Source organism: Kitasatospora sp. NPDC002522, assembly GCF_053595195.1.
Genome location: NZ_JBSFXE010000104.1, coordinates 1 through 3,199 on the forward strand (window position 1 = coordinate 1; position 3,199 = coordinate 3,199).

At 70.0% G+C, this 3,199-nt stretch carries 2 protein-coding genes; both read right to left on the reverse strand.

Annotated elements, in window-relative coordinates:
• Positions 1–243: 243 nt before the first annotated feature.
• Complete coding sequence (locus tag ACWD4U_RS34650; protein ID WP_363462274.1) at positions 244–771, reverse strand: hypothetical protein; 528 nt, start codon at positions 769–771, stop codon at positions 244–246.
• Between the two features lie 83 nt (positions 772–854).
• A complete protein-coding gene (locus ACWD4U_RS34655; protein ID WP_363462276.1) occupies positions 855–3,011 on the reverse strand; it encodes a hypothetical protein in 2,157 nt (718 codons plus the stop codon).
• Positions 3,012–3,199 lie beyond the last annotated feature (188 nt).

Below are 3,199 nucleotides of genomic sequence, written 5' to 3' on the forward strand. Positions count from 1 at the left end.
CTCAGGTCGTCCGCCACCGCGTAGTAGTCGTCCGCCACCGACCGCATCAGATCCTCATCCGCCTCCGGCCACGGCATCCCCGTCACGAACGAGAAAAAGCCCGCGATCTCAGGCGAAGGATTGATCGACACGACAACAACCACCTATTCGAATTCAACACCATCCGCGGTAGACATCCACCGCTCCCGTAACAGAGAACGGCTGTCCTCACCCCCCCGGCTCACCGCGGATGGTGATGAATCGTCAATCGGTGAATTCGGCGAGCATGATCACGTGGAGCGCGGAGAGGGAGTCCAGGTACGCCTCCTCGCTACTGGGGTCGATCCAGAGGATCACGCCGCCTTCTTCGGCGTGCGGCGGCTGCCCGCCGGCCTCGACGTAGCCGCTGGTCACCAGGACCAGGGGCACCGGCGCGTGCCAGCCCCGCAGCTCGTCCTGCGCGAGCTGCGCCGCGCCGTTCAGCACGGCGAGCTGGTGGCGGGTGCAGCCTGCCGGGCCGAAGTGCGCGAGCAGTTGCGCCTGGAGCAGCATCCGAACCCGGCCGGCGTCCCGTTCGCGGGCAGCCAGCCGCTGGTCCTCGCCCACCTGGTCGAGGTAGCCCGGGATCACCACCTCGACCAGCGGACCCAGTTCATCGGCGTAGGCGCGCCGGGTGCCGCCCTCGACGGCGAGCTCGAAGCGGTAGGCGCTGCCGTCCGGGCGCACCGGCGGCTTCGGGTCCTCGCCCGGCGGTACCGGTACCACGATCGCTCGGGTCTCGTTGTCGGTCATCGTGCACTCCCTGCGGTTAGGCGTCTGTCGTTGCCGTGCTTGTCGTCTTCAGTGTCGCTGTCGTCGGAGTGGCACCCGACGACTCAATGATCTTCCAGGAGCGAGGTCCAGTCCGACGGCGGCATGGTGAGGGTGGAGTTGACGGGCAGCCAGCCCTCCTCCCAGTCGACCGGCGGCGGTTCCTCGTCCGCCTCCGCGACGTTGTGTTGGGGCTGGGTCAGGAGCCACAGCGTCAGTGCTCGCTTCTTCGCCGCCGGGTCGGTGAAGACCAGGTCCACCAACCGGGCGAAGTGGGCGCTGTCCTCGAAGCGGTGCCTGGTCAGCCGCATGCCCTCGGGCAACTCCCGAACGTCCGCCTCCGGCCGGTGCTGAGCGGCCGCCGTGCCGAGCGGGAGTTCCACGTGGGCGCCGAAGTGCTCGCCGGGGTGGTGCTTGGCGTACACGATGATGGCACCCCACAGTTCGACCAGCGCCTGAGTGACCGCGGGGTCGAGGTTCCCGTCGGCGAGCCGGACCTCGAGGTGGTCGTCGTCCTCGCCGTGCACGTGCGAGAAGTTGACCGCGACTTCGCGGCTCTCGCTGAGCTCACGGAGGAAGGGCCCCAGCTCGCGCCCGGACGGTCCGCTCTCCGGCAGGCCGTGGGCGCGCCGGGTGTAGCCGAGACTCGGCACCACGTCGAGCGGTGCGGCGTACTCGGTTCCGCGGTGCTGCGGGCTGTGCGGGTTCTGGCCGAGCTGGTACAGCACGTCCTCGAAGGACTTGACCAGGTTCACCAGGGTCGTCAGCCGAGGGACCGTCAACTCCGGGCGGTCGTGGTAGTCCAGCGAGAAGTGGATGTGCGCGCCCGCGTCACCCGGGTACCCGCCCGCCTCCCGGATCGCCCGCATGACGTCAACGACCGCCTGCCAGGTCTCCGGACGCTCCGGATCCAGCTTGGCGCTCACGTACTCCCCTGCCACCGACCCGTCCAACTCGACCCGCCCGCTGGACAGATCCGAGCCGTACCCCTCGGTCCGGCCGGTGTGGGGCGCGTGCACGCCCGCCACGCTCAGGCCCTGCGCGTGCAGCCGGGCGGCCAGATCCTGCCGGACCTGGTCGATCTCTCCGTCCGTTCCCTGGTGGTTGAACTCGACCTCCAGCCCGAACCGGGCGGGAAGGCGCGGCGCACCGGGCGGACGGACGAAGTCGTACGGCAGCGGGTGCCGGTCCTCGGCACGTTCGAAGATCTCCTCGGTCAGTTGTTCGTAGACCTCGGGGCTCCGCAGTTCCAGTGGCCCGACGGACGGTTGACCGACGTGAGGACCGCCGTCCGCGGGCCCGCCGGTCGCCTCGGCAGGTCCACCTGGTCGGACGTCGGGGTCGTGGTCCATGTTGTCTATCGCTCGTTGCAGCTTGCCCGGCCGACCGGGCGCGGTGGCCTCTGCGCCGATCACCAGCTCGGGCCGCACGCCGCCGAAGAACGCCACCGTGTTCGCACCGTAGGCCAGTCCGTCCTGCTGAGCGGCGGCGATCGTCACCCCGTCCTTGGCGAGCACGCGGAACCGCGTCCAGCCTCCCTTGCCGGCCGGACGGTAGTCCTCGTCCAGCGTCCCCACCACCCACATCGACTTGGCTCGCTCCACTCCGCCCGGAGCGGACAGCACCTCGTGGAGCGGGACGTACCCGCGCTTGGGGTCGGCGTAGGTCGGCCGCAGCTGCGGCGTCAGACCGTTGTAGAAGACCTCGTCCACCTGCGCCCCGACACCGTACGGAACCCAGACGAAGGCTTCGGCGCCTTCCCCCGTGGGAAGGTGCTCCTCGCCCAGGAGGGAACGGTCACCGGGCACGGCCGCCGACCAGCCGGTGTGCGCGATCGCACCCTCGGTGCCGTCGACGGTCCGCACCTCCGACCCCGGCACCGCGAACTGGTCGCGACCCTGATGGCCCGTCCCCGGACTGAACGGCACCGGGTCGCCGAACTTCGCCGCCCCCTCCAACGGGGTCAACCCGGCCGCGGTGTCGGCGGACTCGAAGCCCTCCGGCAGATCACCCTCGATGGTCCCGTCGGCCGTCAACCGGTAGCCGGCGACATCCTCCTGCACCGCCGTGTGCCGCGAGTCGCCACTGTCCGTGAACCTGCGCCACTTCGAGTCCCCACCCACCACGACCACCGGCTTGCCATCGGCCCGCAGCCCCACCTGCTCCGCAACCACCACCTCACGCCCACCGCCCACGGTCGGCACCACCCACACATCACCCACCGGCGCCCGACCCTCGACACCCACCGGCACCAACGGACGCGGATGAGCCGCCTGATGCACCCACAACGCCTCCAACGCGAACCGCACCGAACCCGCATCACCCCCACCGAACCGGCACGACAGGAAATCGATCCCGCCCTTCCCGTCCAACTTCCCACCGTCGTAACCAGCGATCAGCAGATCCGCCA

What these genes read in the sequence shown, in the direction of transcription:
- ACWD4U_RS34650 (WP_363462274.1), bottom strand. Translation starts at nt 771, where the DNA reads ATGACCGACAACGAGACCCGAGCGATCGTGGTACCGGTACCGCCGGGC.